This window comes from Bacteroidota bacterium (genome assembly GCA_018816945.1).
In the GTDB taxonomy this organism is placed as follows: Bacteria; Bacteroidota; Bacteroidia; order Bacteroidales.
This window is the reverse complement of the sequence record JAHIVC010000023.1, coordinates 22,608-39,348: the sequence shown is the minus strand read 5'-3', so window position 1 is coordinate 39,348 and position 16,741 is coordinate 22,608. Positions and strand designations below refer to the sequence as shown.

Here is a 16,741-nt window from a genome sequence, read left to right as displayed (position 1 = left end):
AAATCAAAATTTGCATGGAACAAGAAAATCCAAAAACTGCAATTGTAACCGGTGCTTATGGCGCAATTGGGTTTGCTATTGCACGGAAATTAGCTTTTATGGATTTTGAAGTATTTCTTTTGGGTAGAAATGAAAGAAGGCTGGAAGAAGCCGTTGGCACAATACAGGCATTAAAACCCGGTGCTAAAGTTTGGTACGAGTTGGTTGATTTATCAAGCCATACCTCTATAAGGGATTTATATAAAAGATGGGAGGGACCCTTACATATCTTAATAAATAACGCTGCCACTACTCCTCGTGAGCGAAGAACTACCACCGATGGCTTTGAGTTGCAGTTTGCAACAAATATATTAGGCTATTTCAGGATGATGCACTATTTCAGTGAGTTTATGTCTGGTATGAAGGATGCCAGAATCGTGAATGTGGCAAGTTCATGGGCCGGTGATATGGATATCAATGATCTTCAGTTTGAACATCGCCCATATCACAATGATTTGGCCTATCGACAATCGAAACAGGCAAATAGAATGCTTACCGTTGCATTTGCCGAACGGTTGGATAATTTTGGTATTGTGGTAAATGCTTGTCATCCCGGTGAAGTAAATTCAAAATTGAGTAATAATTTAGGTTTTGGAGGGCACGAATCACCTGAAACCGGAGCTGTAACCCCTGTTTGGCTTGCTACAGATCCGGCTGGATTAAATTACACCGGAAAATATTTTGAAGATAAACGACCGGTTGAATGCAGTTTTAGCAAAAATAAAATAGCGATAGAGGAACTCTACCGCTACTGTCGTCAATTTACTTAGAAAACGCAGAATTAAGTAATGAACGAAAAAATGAAGTGACTAAAGTATTTAAAGTTAAATTCTCAATATTCTCAGCAACTCGCTAAATGGCATTATTTTATAAAATAATTAAAGGATAATCCAAAATAATTTAAATTAATTGAGTTGATGCCTGAATAGCCTTTTTGAACTGAATCGTCTGAGTTCTCCATTAAATTCCTGGATTTTTCAAGCCCATCTTCTGTCATTACATAATCCTGATCGGACCAGCTATAATAATAATATCCGGAGTTATGACGTAGAATATTGTACATATTTTGATCCAGTTTAATTTTTGTGCCAACCGGTATCCGTAATTCTAAAGTGATTTCCTGATCGGCCCAAAGTACATCTTTCGGGATTTTATAAAACTCATCAAAAATGAAGCGATTTCCTTCTTGCTTAAAGTTATAAACGGTTAATTCAGCTCTTTCTTTAGCTGCAAATCCAGACCTTCCACGGGCAGTTGCATGCTTTGTCAAACTAATCTGATCATTATTGCTTTTTCTGATATCCAGTCTTGCCTTATTAATATAAAAACCATCATCTGTCACCGCAATTTCCAAATCGTCAATTTCAATGAGTTCATCGTACTTGTAATTTAATGTTTTGTCGGAATTTTTGGTTTCAAGGAAAATTTCATTTGTTTTGGGTTGTTCGATTGCGTATTCATACTTATCTTCCGCTTCGTACCTGAAATTATGAAATATTCTGTATGAAAAAGACAAGGTAAGAGCCAATCCGATTAACCAAAGAACAAAGGCAGTTAATCCCAGATGCCTGACCCTTTCAAATCCAAAAATCATTCGGATACCTGCGTACATTAACATGATTAACGGTATTCCGATCAGGAAAAATAATCCTACTTTTAATAAACCGATATTACCCGAACTGCTTAGGAAAAGATCCATGAGCTGAAAAGCAGGCAATACAACCATATCCGGACCATCGAAGAACCAGATTCCACGACCAAAGAATGCCGCAACAAATACCAGCACAAGTGAAAGCCCGGTTACCATAATCACGATTCCGAGCAAGATCACGATCCCTTTAAAAAATGCTTTGGCAATATTAACGAATAGCTCTAGGATGTCCTCGAAAACTGTCTTAGGTATATCGCTTTTTTTTTGTAAGTTTCTTTAGCTTGGTTCGTCAGGTCATTAATCGTTCCTTTCAAATTATCGAATTCATCCTTAATTGATTTTTCGATATTCGAGATATTCACTTTTTCGCCACGCATTTCCAGTCGCTCTGATGTTGTCAAAGCTTCCGGAACAACAATCCAAAGAATGATGTAGATAAACCCACCTATTGTTGTAAATAATGCAATAATAAACAGGATTCTTATCCAAAGCGGATCTATATGCAAATAAGCGCCAATTCCTCCGGCTACTCCACCAATCATTTTGTTTTCAGGATCACGGTACAATCTTTTATAGCCGGTTTGCTGATCCGAATAATTTGTGCGGGATTTAACAGGTTCTTCATCTTCATCCGAAAAATCGCTGGGCTGCCCCATGATTACGATAACTTCGTTGATGTCTTCGATAACAATAACTTGTTTTGAATCGCTTAGTTTTGTCTGTAGAATTTCAGCGATGCGGCTTTCAATATCCGAGATGATTTCTTCTCTTCCATCCAGATTAGTGAAGTGATTTTTTATACTACCTAAATAGGAATTCAGCTTCGAGTATGCATCTTCGTCAATGTGAAAAATTATTCCGCTAATATTTATAGTGAATGTTTTCTTCATTTTTTTGGCTTTTTTAAATTAAATTGTTTGATTTGGTTAGCAATTGAACAGCATTGACCAGTTCCTTCCAACTGATGTCTAACTCTTTTAATACTTTTTTACCTATCTCGGTAATTTCATAATATTTTCGCGGTGGGCCCGATTTTGATTCTTCCCAGCGATAACTTAGGAGGCCATCGTTTTTTAAACGAGTCAAGAGGGGATATAAGGTGCCTTCAACGACGATCAGTTCCGAATGTTTTAATTCTTCCAGAATATCGGAGGCGTAAACTTCTTTTCCAGTAATTATGGATAATATACATAATTCCAGTACCCCTTTCTTCATCTGTGCTTGTGTTTTTTCAATATTCATGCTACAAACATAAAACATTTTTCAGTACTATGCAAGACAAAGTACTTAAAATATATTATTAATTAGTATAGCATAATACTTTAAAACTAATATTAATCAGATATTCAGATAAATAAAACAAATTTTAATAATGAAGGAGAGATGTAATTTTTATTCAATATAAATAATTAGGCCATAAATGAAGCTAAATTTTTTGTAGATTCGGTATTATTTTTAGATTGATTTTTGTAAGATCAACGATCTTATTGGAGTAGGGGATTGAATTTGATTATAATTAAAAGAACTATATATATTTTATTATGAAATCCCTTACTTTCCTTGTTATTGGAATATTTGTGTCCTTTTATTCCTTCTCACAACAAAATGGCAATCCTTGCATCAATGATGATTCGACGGTATTATTAATCCACTTCAACAATGATCTGACCTTTGAGGGATCATATAGCGGAAATGTTCAAAACTGGGGCAACGAATCTGTGTATGGAAATTCTTTAACCGGTTTTGGACAGGCCTTTAGAATGAACAATGAAGAAGGATTACAATGCATTCTGATTGAACCTGCATCAGAGCTTAACCTTGGCAGGGACTGGCGTATTGAGTTCTGGGTAAAAGTTGGGAATTACGGTTCAGGTTCAACTGCATTTCCAAGCCTGTTTATTAAAGATGGACAGGGAGTTGCAGCCATTGTTATCGGTTTTAGGAGTGATGGCCTTGGTTTTAATTGTGGGGTAACTTTCGATAATCTTGCTGAAATAAGGATTGAACAGCAGACCGGGTTGGAGATTGAAAAATGGCATCATGTAATACTTGCCAGCGATTCCGCAGATGCTAGTATATCATTTATTGTTCATGATCAGGACTGGAACAAGGTTTTTAGTAATTCACAGTCATTTCCTGAAGGAACTGATGGCAGCTTATGTAATGCTGAACGTAAGGTTTTTTTGGGTGGTGTTGATGGGGGCAGTAATATCCAGTTCGATGGTTGGATTGATGAATTTCGGATCAGTAATAGTTCAAGAGTCTATCATCCCGAGCCACCCGCTTTAATTGCAGAAAGCGAACATACAGCTTTTTATGCCCATGAATCCCAGTCGGAATATTGGGATGAGATCAAAAATGAAATTGATCAATGGTTCCTGGAGCTATGCTCATATTGGGATCGTCCCGGCCTCGATAATTTATTCGATGAAGAGGAAAAGGTAAAAATCTTTCTGGTTGGGAAAGAAGAATTAAGTGCGTTCATCAATTTTGATTTTCCTGATTGGAAATGTGGCGGATACAAAGTTCCGAATGAAATTTATGTTTCAATTCCTCCCGGAGGAAGAAATGATGTTTATGAAGATTCTTTTTCGAGACTGGTAAAGAATACCCTTGCACAATTGATTTTAAAGAAAAAACAAATAAGGAGCCAGGGTGGCTATTGTCCTTCTTATTTTGCAGAAGCTTTCGGGCTTTTTTATAGTGGCTTTTATATAAATAGCAACACAATTGTTGAAGCTATCAGTGAGTTGGGGCATAATCCAGTGATTAATGATATCAAAAGTATGGATGATTTTACTTCGATTAATAAAAGATCGTTAATGGTATCCTATATCGAAGCACAAGCATTATCTGTAGTTGGAATACAAAATCTTGGCCCGGATGGTTATGAAACTATTTGGCAACATCATTTGACCTATTTTTATGAAAACGATGTTGCCAATCGCATTGTATTGCAGCGCCAAACCAATCATTTTAATATTTATTCGACTCCCCAGGATATTCAGTTTATGGATGATATCGCTGGTAAACTGGAAGAAAAATTTGAACATTATACAACACTTTTTGAATTTCCAATTCTCCATAAATTTAATTGTGTGGTTTATCCCAATGCTCAGGCGGGGCTTTATTGTATGGTGATTTTAGACGATTACAATGGTGGAAGTGCATGGTCAGGCGATAAAATAGATTTTTTATCTCCAACAGTAGCTTGGGGTGGACTTGACGAAGCACTTAAAACTTTGATACCCCATGAATTTTTTCACGGTTTTCATTTTAACTTCGTAACTCATCTGTTTGCTATTCCCAGTTTTCATTCAGAAGGAATGGCTGAGATCATGGCATACGAAAGTGTTAATGACGATTACCTGGCCAACCGTTCATGGTATTTTAAAGAGGGCTTGGAAAGGTTTAAAAATGAGCATGGTCATTTTCCGAATCTTGCTGAAATAATGCCTGATACTGATGGTTATATGTCGGTTTATTCATTCGGACAGGCATTCTGGCATTTTATGCAAAAAAATCATGCTGATTACCCAACCATCCGGGATTTTTTCTTGAGCGGATTAGATTGGAATGTTTTCGATATTTCTTATGAAGAAATTGATGCAGGTTATATCAATTATTTAAAGACTATTGCGGGAATTCAAACAGATCCTCCCGGGCAGCCTTCCAATCCTCAACCCCAAAACCAGGCAACAGCAGTTTCAACAAACCCAACCTTGAGCTGGAACAACGGATCAAATACTGATCAGATCGATTTGTATTTTGGAACAAGCAATCCACCTGCACAGAAAGTGTTAAATAACACAAATGAAACAAGCACCTATCAACCAGCTACACTAAGCTATCAAACTACCTACTATTGGAAAGTTGTAAATCGGAATACGATAGGCGAAACTGAAGGAGCTGCATGGTCGTTCACAACCGATATCGGCACTGGTATTTTTGATGAAGACAAAGAAGATGGGATTCAATTATATCCAAATCCAGCAGAAAAGATCGTTACGATAGCTTCACCGGAACCGGTTGATCTATCTATTTTTAATTTGGCCGGACAATGTGTTTTGGAACGAAAAGATTTCTTAAACGATCAAATTGATTTAAGCGGCTATCAAAAAGGTACCTATTTTGTAATTTTTACAAACAGGAAAGGGAAATTGATAAAACAATTGATTATTAAATAAATCACTTGTTATTGGCCAATGTTGCCCGCCCGTTCAGAACGGAACGTTCGGGTAGGAATGCTAAATGAAGAATGAAGAATGTAGGTTTTGCCGCATTAGCAACCAGCAACCAGCAACTTAATCACGAACCAATGTCCGCATTCTCTTCCAGGATGTATCCTACTGATGGAATTGTCGAAATTTTTATTTTAGGATCCTTTTTAAGGTAGTTTCTTAATTTTGAAATGAATACGTCAAGGCTTCTGCCGGTAGAATAATTCGAATCGCCCCAAACCTGCTCCATGATCTCATCCCGTTTTACCAGTTCATTTTTTGACATGCTTAGTAATTGCAGAATTTTATTCTCCTTAAAAGTCAAACGATACTTATTCGAGTTCAACGATAGTACCTGATTAAGTGGATCGAAACTATAATCTCCAACCGAAACTTTTGATAAATTAGCCTGCTTCGACGGGTCAGGTTTTTGTTTTCGGTTTAAAACGGCATTTATCCTGCAAACAAGCTCTTCTTCATCGAATGGCTTGGTAATATAATCATCAACACCAATATCAAATCCTTTTAGTTTGTCCTCTTTCAATGAACGGGCGGATAAGATGATGATCGAAATATGTTTATCAAGCATCTTAATCTCTTTGATCAAACTAAAGCCATCCATCTTGGGTAACATGATATCGATAATACAAAGGTCGTAGGTTCCCATCCTGAAACCGTTCAGACCGGCAACACCATCAATATACAGCTTAACTTCAAAACCATTCGACTCCAGATACTCAACCAGCAGGAATCCCAGATTAACGTCATCTTCAACAATTAGTATCCTTGGTTTCATTTGCACAGTCGTGGTTATTTTCTATGGTTAGGCAATTTAACGATAAATTGGCTTCCTTTATTTATTTCGCTATTCACCATAATTTCCCCACCAATTTGGTCCAGAATTCGTTTCACATGATACAGCCCAATTCCGAATCCTTTGATATCATGAACATCACCGGTTGGCACGCGGTAATATTGATCAAATATCAATTTCTGCTGATCGGGCGAAATTCCAATTCCATTATCTTTTACCTCAATCAGATGATATTTTTCGCTTGATTTCAATGTAATATCAATTTCTGGGTTAACGGTGCAATATTTAATTGAATTATCTATTAAATTATCCAGAATGATTTGAAGTTGGTTACTATTACTTAGAATGATGTGATCATCGCCGTATTCGAAAAAATTGATCTTTCCATTTTTATTCAATATCTGTACCTGATTTGAACTAATAATTTCTTGAATCAAAACCGACAAATCCAATTTTTCAAACTCTTTTATTGCCTCTTTATTACTATAAGAGGTACTCAATAATTTTTCAACACGGTCGTTCAGCTTCGCTTGCTCACTTTTAATAATTTGAGTAAAGGATTGAAGTTTTGAGTCATTTTCAACCTTTGAGTGCTTTGAAATCATGCTATTTGCAAAGGCAATATTAGCTATAGGAGTTTTAAATTCATGGGTCATGTTATTAACAAACTCACGAATCCGCTCTGTAAGCGACTTTTCTCTTTTATAATATCTGAAAATAAGCATGAAGGAAACAACCACAAGGATAATTAAAAGCAATGAACTAATAAAAGCATAACCAATCTGCGCAAAAACAAAATCGCTTTTTTTCGGAAAATTAATCTTTAGCTCATACCCTGATTCATGTAGTCCCTGGGCCAGATCTACCGTCACCGTTGTACCCTTTTGTGCGCTCCAGTAATTATCCAACTTTACATTCACGATGCCATATTCATAATCCAAATCTATCCCGTGATAATTTAAATCGTGGGTAATGAGGGAATCAAGATTAATCGCTTGTTTAAAGGTATTGAGCAATGCCATGCAATTATTTTCTGTTTTATTTGTAAAAGGACATTCGCTGATACCTTCAAGATTTTTTTCTATGCTTATTAAGGCCTTTTTGACATCTCTATTAAATTCTTGTTCTTGTAAATTGGCTTGTTTGAGGATCCAATTAATTTGAATTCCCACCAATCCTGACAGGCAAAATATAGTAATAATCAATAAAACCAATTGGAATTTCATCTTCTTCATGTGTCAAAATTAAAAAGATTTTGACTAACGGCTAAAATATTAACATCGCTATAACATAAAATAACATCGCTATAACCTCATTTAACATATAGTTAACCTGTTAACTAAAATCAATGTGTTATTTTTGGATCATAAATAAATTTTAAAACCATAGATATGAAAAAACAAATTGTATTATTTATCAGCATTACTTTTTTATCCTTCTTTTTAGTTGCAAATGTAGTTGCTCAGGATCAGAAAAAAATTGTTAAAAAAGCGAAAACCGAACAAGCAAAAAAAGAAGTTTCATCAAAATGTGCAACATGCCCAACTGCTGCTACATGTTTAGAGAAAAAAACAACAACTTGTGCCAATGCAGCCACCTGTGATAAAGCAGCCACTTGTGATAAAACAGGAACTTGCGATAAAGCAGCCACCTGTGATAAAGCGGCCACTTGTGATAAAGCTAAAACAGCGGTTAAAACAGAAGCCAAGAAAAAGTAATAGCTCTAAGCGAATTCTCAATAATAGATCCCCGGCCATGTTTTAGTCGGGGATTTTTCTAATCCACTCCCCTCATCAGTATTTCCAATATGAAAAAGATTAAAACCAATCCTTACAGACTAAGCATCCAGCTAATAATTTTTTCATTATTAATTTACATGGGAATTAGTTTATTTATTAACCCTAATTATTTAGCAGATTTTGAAGCTTATTGCCCATTTGGAGGGATTCAGGCATTGACTAGTTTTTTGGTAAACGATACCCTGGCTTGTACCATGACCAGTGCTCAAATTGCGATGGGGTTGATATTCGTTATAGCCATTATCCTATTTAGTAAATTGTTTTGTTCTTTTATTTGTCCCATCGGATCAATTTCAGAATGGTTAGGTAAAATTGGAGATAAATTTAAAATGCGTTACACAATTACCGGTGTCACCGATAAAATTTTAAGATCGCTGAAGTATGGCTTACTCTTTATCACTGTTTACTTCACTGTTGAATCGAGTGAATTGTTCTGCAAGTGGTTCTGCCCTTATTATGCAGTTGCTTCCGGTTTTAATCCCGATGTGAATGTAATGATGGCCATAGGTGCCATCCTATTAGTAATTATTGGATCTATTTTTATACGGCTTTTATGGTGTAAATACCTTTGTCCACTCGGAGCACTATCAAGTATTTTCAGGTATTTTACCCTCACTGTAAGTATTCTGGGAATTTACCTGCTTCTTAATGTTTACGTAATAAATATCAGTTTTATTTGGCCATTGGCATTTCTTTGTGCCATAGCTTATATATTTGAGCTTTACACGATGCAAAGCAGGATTTTCCCATTATTAAAGGTGAAACGAGATGCTAAAATATGCACCAGTTGTAAATTATGTGATAAAGCATGCCCCCAAGCCATTCAAGTCTCAAAGGAAACTGTTATAAAACATATCGACTGCCATTTATGTGCCGATTGCCTGCAAGTGTGTCCAGAAAAAGGCGCTTTGGCAATCAACAGAAAAGGAAGAAAATGGTGGCCCGCAATCATTGTTGTTATTTTAATTATTGCAGGACTTGTATTGGGTAAATCATTCGAATTGCCAACCTTGAGTGAATATTGGGCCGAACCTGAAACGAAATCGGAGATGGAGATATATACTATTCACGATTTGAAAACAATTAAATGCTATGGCAGTTCGGTTGCATTTTCGAATCACATGTACGATATGGATGGAGTTTATGGAATAGATACTTATGTCGGCACTTTTACGGTAAAAATTTGGTATGCTCCTGACATGACCGATACCCTTAAAATCAGGGAATGGATTTTTACCCCGGCTAAGGTTCGGTTACAGGAAATTGATTTGAATGATGACCATCTTATTGTTTATAAAATCCGTATTGATAATTTTCTGGATCAGTTGGATACTGAAAATCTGAGAGGCATACTGGCAGAACAGGCAGATATTATTGGCATGCAAACTGAATTTGGATGTCCGGTTTATCTCACTTTATATGTCAAATCTAATTCTCAGCTTACAGAAGAAAATTTAAAAAATATTATTGAGCAAAGAGGATTCAAATCAAAGAGCAAAAACTCAACAGATGTTGAGATTATAAATCATCATTTTAAGGTAGTTGAAGTCGCCAAGGCGGATGAAGTTATTTCTGTTGAAAATATCCTAAGGCTTTTCACGATTGAGTAGTATTGCAAAAAATACAAACAACATATAAATAAACCTCCTTGCAGGCTGTGGGTAAAATAGCCTTGAGATCCTGCCTAAGAATTCGTCTTCGCGGGATCAAATAGTAGGATATATTTACTTCCTTTTTTGTCTAGACTATTCAGGATGTACTTTTAATGTTCGAAAGCATGTTTGCAGTTTTTTTATTTATTTAATTTTCCAAAGAACTTATTTTAATATCTTTAGCGATGAATTAAGACCTAAAAATGATTAAAATTCCCGGAATCAATAATAATATTCGGAATATCAATATTGATTTGAATATAAATAAGATCACCTTAAACTTCTTCAACAAAAATATTGAAGCCAAATTCAGGCAAGACTATTTTAAGAATTCACTCATACCATTTCGAATCTCATTTATAACAGTTTCACTGCTCTATGCTGCCTTTGGATACTTAGATTTAATAACTTCTGAAGAATTTATAAAAGAATTCCACATCATAAGGTATTTAATCGTAATACCTATATTATCAGGAGTTTTTCTTTTTTCATTTCACAAATATTTCAGAAATATCTGGCAGACACTTCTATCAATAAGCTTTATTGCAGGTGGTAGCGGCATTATATATATGTTACTACGAAATCCTAATAATTTATATTATTATGGAGGAATGTTTTTGGTAATTATGGCTGGATATTTTTTTATTCACCTTAGGTTTCTTCCTGCGACTATAGCAGGAATTATACTGACCCTTATCTATAGTATTGCCATTTTTATTTTTTATGATTCAACAGATACACAGTTTGGGCACTTATTAGTTGCAGGTGCATTCTTTATCTCGGCTCATGTTATTAGCATGTTGGCTTTATATAATATCGAATTTTTGAAACGCCTTGATTTCAATCAAAGAATATTACTGGCCGAGAAGCAAGATGAAATAACAAAAATTAATCAAGGTTTGGAGGAACAAGTAATAGATCGCACAAAATTACTTGACGAACGTAATCAAAATCTTATTGAGGAGATTAAAATTCGAAAGAAAATTGAAAAAAGTCTGATTATTGCCAAAGAAAAAGCTGAAGAAAGCGATCGTTTAAAGTCTTCATTTTTGGCTAATATGAGTCATGAAATACGTACACCGATGAATGGCATTCTGGGGTTTGCAGATTTGCTTAAGGAAAAAGATTTAACCGGAGAAGAAAGGGATAAATACATTGAGGTGATTGAGAGTAGCGGTGAAAGAATGCTGAACATTATTAATGATTTATTAAATGTTTCGACAATAGAAGCAGGATATGTAAAAGTTGATCTTTCGGAAGTAAATATTAACGAACAAATGCAAGATATATTCAATTTGTTTTTACCGGAAATTGAAAGTAAAGGGTTGAAATTTATCTTTAAAAACAAACCAAAATCCGACATCTTAATCCAAACTGATAAAGAAAAGTTGTATGCTATATTCAACAAATTGCTTAAAAATGCGATAAAATATACTGACGAAGGATTTATTGAAATGGGATACGAGGAATTTGATAACGAGCTTAAATTTTTTATAATTGACTCAGGTATAGGAATCCCTAAAAACCAATTAAAAATAATATTTGATCGATTTGTTCAAGTCGATTCAAGCTTATCGAGTTTATATGAAGGAGCAGGGTTAGGTCTTTCTATCACCAAATCTTATGTTAAAATGCTCAAAGGGAAAATTTGGGTTCATTCAGAAGAAGGAGAAGGTTCAGAATTTTATTTCAGCTTACCTTATAAATATACCAAGCATCACAAAGACAAAGAAGACATTGCCATAAATAAAAGTGCCATGAATAAATTAAAACAAATCACATTATTGATTGCAGAAGATCAGGAGAGTTCGGATGCTTATCTGACTGCAATAGTGAAAGATAACTGCAAAAAAATCTATCATGTTCAGACAGGAGTAGATGCTATAAAAATCTGTCAGAATGAAAAATTAGATTTAATATTGATGGACATCAAGATGCCTATAATGAATGGTTATGAAGCTACACGGGCAATTCGCGAATTTAATCGTGACGTCATTATTATCGCTCAAACAGCTTATGCTATGCCGGGGGATAAAGAAAAGGCACTTGAAGCGGGTTGTAACGATTATATTTCCAAACCTACTAAAAAAGATGCGCTTTTGGCAATTATCTCGAAGTATTTTCTCAATTAAATTTTTATGAAGAAGTTATTTCTTCCACTGATATCATTACTTTTCATTATCAGTTCCTGCCGGATAAAAGAGAATGAAAATCACACGGTAGACTTTTTAGATGATGAAGATATGGACGAATTTAATTACTATATAGGTACTTTAAATGTTTGATAAACAAGAACAACGAACTCCTAGCAAAGGCTATATGCAATATGGGTTTAAGTGGTTATGCAAGCTTTCTACCCCGCTTCAACTTCTGTGTAACTTGACAGGAAAGCAACCCGCAACCTGCCTGCAGGCAGGCAGGCTCCCCAACGCATTTTAATAGCATTCGTCACAGACTTTAAATTTTCGCTATGTATGCCAAAATAAAGAAAGGCCGGATAAAACCGGCCTTTCTTTTGCTTATTCGTTTAGGAACTCATCAAATGTTTTTAATTTCAATACATCCAATTTTACCTTTTTGATCAACTTGGCAAAATCGAGTTTTGCTTGATTAAAGCTTTCTTCGATGATAAGTAAATAATTTAATTCATTAGAAGTAGGTTTATCGTAACTGCCGGCTATTTTTGCATAAAGATCAGCCATTTTTTCCCTTAATTGGGGTTCTGCTGAGCCAACATAATTATCACCCGTAGTAATAACCAAGGTTTCTTTAAGCGAATTTAAAGAAGCTACAAGTTTTTTATTATTCGCATTGGCTTCTAAGATGGCATCTAACTGATAAACAATATACGCAAGTTCTTGGGTCATATCGTACATTTTCATGGTCGTACTATGCTTCAAGTCACGATCTGCTGCTGTAAGACCTGCATGCTCATCATAAACAACCTCAAATACATGTTCAAAAACGTCTTTACCTTTTGTAATAACGGCTTTATATTTTCCGGCTTTTACCCTCGGTGACGTAATTCCACCAAAACTGAAAGTTTTTCCTTTTGCAACTTTTGGTTGTTTAATAGAATAGGACCAGTTAACGATATTGATCCCCTTCGATTTTCCGGCACCCAAAGTTGAAATTACTTTTCCATCCATATCCTGAATTTCCAAAGTCATTTTACCAAAAGTATGTCGCTTTGGTAGCAGATATTTTATTTGCGCAGCAGAAGTAGGGTTTGCACCGATAAATTGAACTTCAGTACCGAAACTGCTGGCAAAGCCACCTTGATCTTTCATCACGGTTGGTTTACTGGTGAAAAAATGCAAGGTTTTGTTTATTACTTCCGAGGTAATTTCACGCAGCGGAGAAATGTCATCAATGATGATAATTCCACGGCCATGAGTAGCTAATATCAAATCGTTGGTTTTTTTGTGCAATTCAATATAATGAACTGCAACCGGAGGAATATTTTTGGTAAACTTGGTCCAGCTCAGGCCACCATCCAAAGTAATGTACAAACCTAATTCAGTTCCTAAAAACAGTAAATTCGGATTTACATAATCTTCCTGAATGTTTCTGGCAAAACCAACAATATTATCAGTAATGATATTTTTCCATGTTTTTCCAAAATCACTGGTTTTGTACGCATAAGGCTTAAAATCACCTGTAGTATGACCTTCAAAAACAGCATAGGCCGTTCCTTTGTCGAATGAACTGGCTTCAATATGATATGCCCAGGTATTTTTTGGTAAACCGGCTATGTTAGCGACAGTGTTTGTCCAGGTTTTACCTCCATCGGTAGTTACTTGAACATTTCCATCATCGGTTCCTACCCAGATAACATTTTCGTCAAGAGGTGATTCGGCAATGGTAAATATGGTTGTGTGGTTTTCAGCTCCGGAATTGTCTATAGATAAACCACCCGAATTAGCCTGCTCCTGTTTGCTCTTATCGTTGGTAGTTAAATCTGGAGAAATAATTGTCCAGGTATCACCCATGTCTTCTGATCTATGAAGGAACTGGCTCCCGATATAAAAACGATCAGGTTTATGCACACTGGTAGTAATTGGGGTGTTCCAGTTAAACCGAAATTTTGGATATCCTTTTACGGGCAAAGGTTGGATCGTTTTTATCAGTTTATTGTCAACATCATAGCGCCAAACATTTTCAGCACCTTGCATTTCCGAATAGATAATGTTTTTCGTTGGATGCCTATACACCCTAAATCCATCACCGCCACCAACTGAATTCCATTCCCTGGCACCAATGCCTCCGCTGGCAGCCGAGGGCCCGTACCAGGAACCGTTATCCTGTAAGCCACCATAGACATTATAGGGTTCAGCGTCATCTACACTCACGTGATAGAATTGAGATAAGGGAAGATTTTCCACAATTTCCAAAGTAGTTCCCCCATTCCATGAACGATAAACTCCGCCATCCGTGCCAACGTAAATTCTGTCAGAATCATTGATATCAAATACCATATCGTGGATATCGGCGTGCATATTTCCTAAATTTTTAAAAGTCTTGCCCCCATCTCTGGAAATAGAACCCCTCAATCCGGCTTTTACTACCACATCAGGATTTTTAGGATCAATCACTATTTTTGAAAAATAGAATGGACGTACTGTAATTTCAAAATCATTATTGAGCTGTTTCCAGTTTTCACCGGCATCATCACTTTTGTAAAGTCCTTTCCTGAGATCCTCTTCTGCTTCAATAATGGTATAAAGGATATTTGGACTTGAAGGTGCTATCGCGATTGCCAAGCGTCCCAACTTTCCTTTTGGAAATCCATTGTGAATCTTGTTCCAGGTTTTTCCTGCATCTTTGGATTTGTAAAGGGCACTATGATCACCTCCCGATTCAAACGACCAGGCAGTGCGCCTGAACTCCCACATTGATGCATAAAGAATATCGGGATTTGATGGATCCATTGCTAATTCGGCAGCTCCTGTTTTTTGATTTACATATAACACCTTTTCCCAGGTTGCTCCACCGTCCGTTGTTTTGTAAACCCCTCTTTCATCACTATCCGACCAAAGTGCACCTAACACCGCAACGTAAATTTCTTTTGAATTTTTTGGGTTTACTATGATATTGGCAATTCGTTCTGATTTTTCAAATCCAATTTTCTCCCAATTCGTACCACCATCTTTCGATTTGTATAATCCATCACCGATTGAAACGCTATTTCGTGGCCAGGTTTCACCTGTTCCTACATAGATTATATTGTCCGGGTTGTTTGGATCAAGTGCGATGGCGCCAATCGATTGGCAATAATCATCAAAAATAGGGTTGAAGGTAGTTCCGGCATCATTCGATTTCCAAACTCCACCACCGGCAGTAGCTGTGTAAATAATTCGTGGATTCGTGGGATGGGTTTCCATATCGTTGATTCGACCACTCATCAATGCAGGTCCAATATGTCGGACAGATAAATCGCCAAATAAATCATTTGCATTAATAACTCCTGTGGTTTGGGCATCCAAATTGAATGGCAAGAAACCAATGCTGAATGCAAATGCAAAAAATATTTTTTTCATTTTTTATGGTTTAGTTAATAAATAAAACCCTCAATAAGTGAATATTGAGGGTAGTTTTGATGTTATTTTTTAACAGGATCAGCTCCAACTGCAACCTCTTCAGGAAATTCAAATTCCTTAGGATCGATTTGAGGATTTAACTCAATTTTGTCGATGGCAATCGCTTGTCCGGGTTGGCCTTTTAAGCCTTGGGTCATTGAATGAGGTAAAGATAAGCCATCTACTTCTTGGTAGTCGCTCATTTTAACTTCAGAAACTTGTCCTTTCATCGGACCTGATTTAATTTCAGAATGTATAACCAAAGGAACAAAGTTTTCTGCATCAAAGAAATAATATGTAATATCTTCCACTTTTGCCCCATCTACGGTAATAGGTTTTTTGGTAAGTTTTATCTTGAAAGTTTCGCTACCATCAAGGGTTTCCTTACCTAATAATTCGATAGTATAGCCATTTTTCTTATAATCCAGAAATGGATCTGGGAAATCATTTACCAGTAGTTTCATATTGTCAGTAGTTTCCTGGTCGCCTTTTTCTGCTTTTTGGGTCATGAAATTGGTACTCCATAAAATCTCACCATTAAAAACACCTTGTTTAATTTCTTTTCCTTGAAAATTAATAACGGTCATTTGTTTGCCTCCTTTTAATTGAATTATTTCAAGTGGGATTTCCATTCCTCCCTGGTTAACTTTGGCGCTCATTTTAATCCCTTGAAGTGCTTGCCATTTAGCTACTCCTCCTGTATTCTCGAAATAGTTAGCAATAGTTTCATCAGCAGTTTGTGCATTAATTTGAGTTGAAATTCCAACAATTAATGCTATACAAAATAGTTTCAGTTTTTTCATATGTGGTTAATTTTAAAATAGTATGGATTGAACTTGCATATAAATTTTCATCCTTGTTTATGTTTAACGAACATGCTCGTTTTATAAAAATTATTGAATTTCGAATATTTAGGCTTGATTCAAAAAAACAGAAGATTCTTAATGTTAAAAGTATGATTTTTTTCAATTCATTAAAAAAAAATTT

The 16,741-nt window shown here is 35.7% G+C and carries 12 protein-coding genes; 5 read left to right on the top strand and 7 right to left on the bottom strand.

Features of this window, described 5'->3' with window-relative positions; all coding sequences use genetic code 11:
* Nucleotides 1–14: 14 nt before the first annotated feature.
* Nucleotides 15–809 carry an SDR family NAD(P)-dependent oxidoreductase gene (locus KKG99_03975; protein MBU1012137.1) on the top strand — a complete coding sequence of 265 codons (795 nt, stop codon included), beginning with the start codon at nt 15–17 and terminating at the stop codon, nt 807–809.
* Nucleotides 810–901: 92 nt separating this feature from the next.
* Here the strand turns inward: KKG99_03975 and KKG99_03970 are convergent, their stop codons facing one another.
* From KKG99_03970 to KKG99_03960, 3 genes are read right to left on the bottom strand one after another with little or no spacing between them, the layout of a single operon-like run.
* Entirely contained in the window at nt 902–1,870 is a 969-nt protein-coding gene (locus tag KKG99_03970; GenBank protein ID MBU1012136.1) for a hypothetical protein, read from the bottom strand.
* A gap of 41 nt (nt 1,871–1,911) precedes the next feature.
* Nucleotides 1,912–2,580, bottom strand: a complete 669-nt coding sequence (locus KKG99_03965; GenBank protein ID MBU1012135.1) for a PspC domain-containing protein — start codon at nt 2,578–2,580, stop codon at nt 1,912–1,914.
* A gap of 13 nt (nt 2,581–2,593) precedes the next feature.
* Nucleotides 2,594–2,932, bottom strand: coding sequence for a PadR family transcriptional regulator (locus KKG99_03960; GenBank protein ID MBU1012134.1), 339 nt, complete (start codon nt 2,930–2,932; stop codon nt 2,594–2,596).
* Between the two features lie 299 nt (nt 2,933–3,231).
* Here KKG99_03960 and KKG99_03955 point away from each other — a divergent pair, with 299 nt between their 5' ends.
* Nucleotides 3,232–5,877, top strand: coding sequence for a T9SS type A sorting domain-containing protein (locus KKG99_03955; GenBank protein MBU1012133.1), 2,646 nt, complete (start codon nt 3,232–3,234; stop codon nt 5,875–5,877).
* Between the two features lie 121 nt (nt 5,878–5,998).
* Here KKG99_03955 and KKG99_03950 read toward each other — a convergent pair whose 3' ends face one another.
* On the bottom strand, nt 5,999–6,706 hold the full coding sequence (locus tag KKG99_03950) for a response regulator transcription factor (protein MBU1012132.1): 708 nt from the start codon (nt 6,704–6,706) through the stop codon (nt 5,999–6,001).
* Nucleotides 6,707–6,720: 14 nt separating this feature from the next.
* Nucleotides 6,721–7,959: a HAMP domain-containing histidine kinase gene (locus KKG99_03945; GenBank protein ID MBU1012131.1), complete on the bottom strand. Its 1,239-nt coding sequence runs from the start codon at nt 7,957–7,959 to the stop codon at nt 6,721–6,723.
* A 156-nt stretch (nt 7,960–8,115) separates the two neighbouring features.
* Here KKG99_03945 and KKG99_03940 point away from each other — a divergent pair, with 156 nt between their 5' ends.
* The 3 genes from KKG99_03940 (at nt 8,116) to KKG99_03930 (ending at nt 12,307) form a co-directional block, all read left to right on the top strand.
* Nucleotides 8,116–8,442, top strand: a complete 327-nt coding sequence (locus KKG99_03940; GenBank protein ID MBU1012130.1) for a hypothetical protein — start codon at nt 8,116–8,118, stop codon at nt 8,440–8,442.
* Between the two features lie 89 nt (nt 8,443–8,531).
* Nucleotides 8,532–10,133: a 4Fe-4S binding protein gene (locus KKG99_03935; protein ID MBU1012129.1), complete on the top strand. Its 1,602-nt coding sequence runs from the start codon at nt 8,532–8,534 to the stop codon at nt 10,131–10,133.
* A gap of 245 nt (nt 10,134–10,378) precedes the next feature.
* On the top strand, nt 10,379–12,307 hold the full coding sequence (locus KKG99_03930) for a response regulator (protein ID MBU1012128.1): 1,929 nt from the start codon (nt 10,379–10,381) through the stop codon (nt 12,305–12,307).
* A gap of 387 nt (nt 12,308–12,694) precedes the next feature.
* Here the strand turns inward: KKG99_03930 and KKG99_03925 are convergent, their stop codons facing one another.
* Both KKG99_03925 and KKG99_03920 read right to left on the bottom strand, forming a co-directional pair.
* A complete protein-coding gene (locus tag KKG99_03925; GenBank protein ID MBU1012127.1) occupies nt 12,695–15,715 on the bottom strand; it encodes a hypothetical protein in 3,021 nt (1,006 codons plus the stop codon).
* A gap of 62 nt (nt 15,716–15,777) precedes the next feature.
* The gene (locus tag KKG99_03920) at nt 15,778–16,557 is read right to left on the bottom strand and encodes an outer membrane lipoprotein-sorting protein (GenBank protein MBU1012126.1); all 780 of its coding nucleotides are present in this window, start codon (nt 16,555–16,557) and stop codon (nt 15,778–15,780) included.
* Nucleotides 16,558–16,741: the final 184 nt, after the last annotated feature.

Coding starts and splice junctions, on each gene's coding strand:
- KKG99_03960 (MBU1012134.1), bottom strand. CDS start 2,932: ATGAATATTGAAAAAACACAAGCACAGATGAAGAAAGGGGTACTGGAA.
- KKG99_03925 (MBU1012127.1), bottom strand. CDS start 15,715: ATGAAAAAAATATTTTTTGCATTTGCATTCAGCATTGGTTTCTTGCCA.
- KKG99_03965 (MBU1012135.1), bottom strand. CDS start 2,580: ATGAAGAAAACATTCACTATAAATATTAGCGGAATAATTTTTCACATT.
- KKG99_03945 (MBU1012131.1), bottom strand. CDS start 7,959: ATGAAGAAGATGAAATTCCAATTGGTTTTATTGATTATTACTATATTT.
- KKG99_03930 (MBU1012128.1), top strand. CDS start 10,379: ATGATTAAAATTCCCGGAATCAATAATAATATTCGGAATATCAATATT.
- KKG99_03920 (MBU1012126.1), bottom strand. CDS start 16,557: ATGAAAAAACTGAAACTATTTTGTATAGCATTAATTGTTGGAATTTCA.
- KKG99_03950 (MBU1012132.1), bottom strand. CDS start 6,706: ATGAAACCAAGGATACTAATTGTTGAAGATGACGTTAATCTGGGATTC.
- KKG99_03940 (MBU1012130.1), top strand. CDS start 8,116: ATGAAAAAACAAATTGTATTATTTATCAGCATTACTTTTTTATCCTTC.
- KKG99_03975 (MBU1012137.1), top strand. CDS start 15: ATGGAACAAGAAAATCCAAAAACTGCAATTGTAACCGGTGCTTATGGC.
- KKG99_03955 (MBU1012133.1), top strand. CDS start 3,232: ATGAAATCCCTTACTTTCCTTGTTATTGGAATATTTGTGTCCTTTTAT.
- KKG99_03935 (MBU1012129.1), top strand. CDS start 8,532: ATGAAAAAGATTAAAACCAATCCTTACAGACTAAGCATCCAGCTAATA.